Source organism: Paracoccus sp. DMF (genome assembly GCF_004407025.1).
In the GTDB taxonomy this organism is placed as follows: Bacteria; Pseudomonadota; Alphaproteobacteria; order Rhodobacterales; family Rhodobacteraceae; genus Paracoccus; species Paracoccus aminovorans_B.
On record NZ_SOKV02000125.1, the window covers coordinates 1 to 1,530 of the forward strand.

The 1,530-nt window shown below is 68.8% G+C and carries 1 protein-coding gene; it reads right to left on the minus strand.

Annotated features, from left to right (window positions below; genetic code table 11):
• On the minus strand, nucleotides 1–1,530 hold a 1,530-nt coding region (locus tag E3D03_RS20655; protein WP_263568513.1), incomplete at both ends, for a glycoside hydrolase TIM-barrel-like domain-containing protein.

Sequence of the window (1,530 nt, forward strand, 5' to 3'; positions counted from 1 at the left end):
CAGGCGGCGCATTCCGGCACATGCACCATCCGGCCGCCGTAGACCGGGGACACCGGGTTGTTCGCGGCCTCGCCCCACCAGAGATACATCGCCTCGAGATAGGCGCGCTGGATCGCGTCATCGCGCCAGCCCCGCGAGAGATGCGGCGTGAAGCTCTCCGACGACTTCGGGTCGAAGAAGACGTTCGGCTGGTTGGTGCCGCGGTCGATGGCAGGGCAGCCCAGCTCGGTGAACCAGATCGGCTTCGATTGCGGCGCCCACGCCGTGGGCGTGCCGCTCTCCACCCCGCCCGGGCGGTCGTAATGCGCATTCGACCACCAGCCGCGCAGATCCTTGTAGCGGAAGACCCACGGCTTGGCCGCCGCGCCGTCCGTGATCGGCGTGCGGACCTGCGCGGAGCGGTCGGCGGCGCTGGCATAGAACCAGTCGAAGCCCTCGCCACCCGCGATGTTGCCCTGCAGATAGGCCCGGTCGTAGATCGCGGGCCAGCCCTCGGCCGCGTCCGCATGCTCGAAGCCGTCGCGCCAGTCCGACAGCGGCATGTAGTTGTCGATACCGATGAAATCGATCTCCGGATCGGCCCAGAGCGGATCGAGATGGAAGAACACATCGCCCGAGCCGTCGCCGGGCTGGTGGCCGAAATACTCCGACCAGTCGGCCGCATAGCCGATCCTGGTGCCGGACCCGAGGATAGAGCGCACATCCGCGAGCAGTTCCCGATAGGCCTGCACCGCCGGATAGATTCTGGTGCCGGAGCGGATGGTCGTCAGCCCCGGCATCTCGGTGCCGATCAGGAACGCATCGACCCCGCCCGCCGCCGCGCAGAGATGGGCGTAGTGCAGCACCATGCGGCGCAGGCCCCAGTCGCCGGGCGCGCCGGTCCAGCTGACGCTCTGACCCGAGACGCTGAAGTTGGCCGGCATGGCCGTGCCAAACAGTGCCGCGACCTGGCTTGCGGCCGTGGCGGTCTTGTCCACCGTCCCCGCGAACCCTGCCGCAGGAGAACAGGTGATCCTCCCCCGCCAGGGAAAGGCGGGCTGGCCCGTCTCGGCGGCGTTGTCGGAATACGGGTTCGGTAGGGTGTTGCCGGGCGGCACGTCCATCAGAATGAACGGGTAGAAGGTGACGCGCAGCCCGCGGGCCTTCATCTCCTGGATCGCCTGCACGACGGCGAAATCAGACGGCGTGCCGCCATAGACGGGCCGATCCTGATCGTCGCGGCTGACGAGGAAGGCATTGGCGCGGCTCACGCCATTCACCGACCAGCTGGCGGGTGTGGTGGATTTGGCCGACACCTCGACGCCCGGCCGCACCTTGCACGATCCCGCGCGCAGGTCGTCGCCGAACCAGGCGACCACCAGCGATACGCTCTCGACCGCCGGCGCCATCGCCTGCAGCCGGTCGAGCGCTTCGACCATGTCGGTGGAGTCGGCCAGCGCGTTCAGGTTCTCGGGCACCGTCGCCCCGCCGTCGGTCTTGCGGATCGCCTGCGTCGCGTAGGTGAACTCGCCCGAGGCCGGGATCATGGTG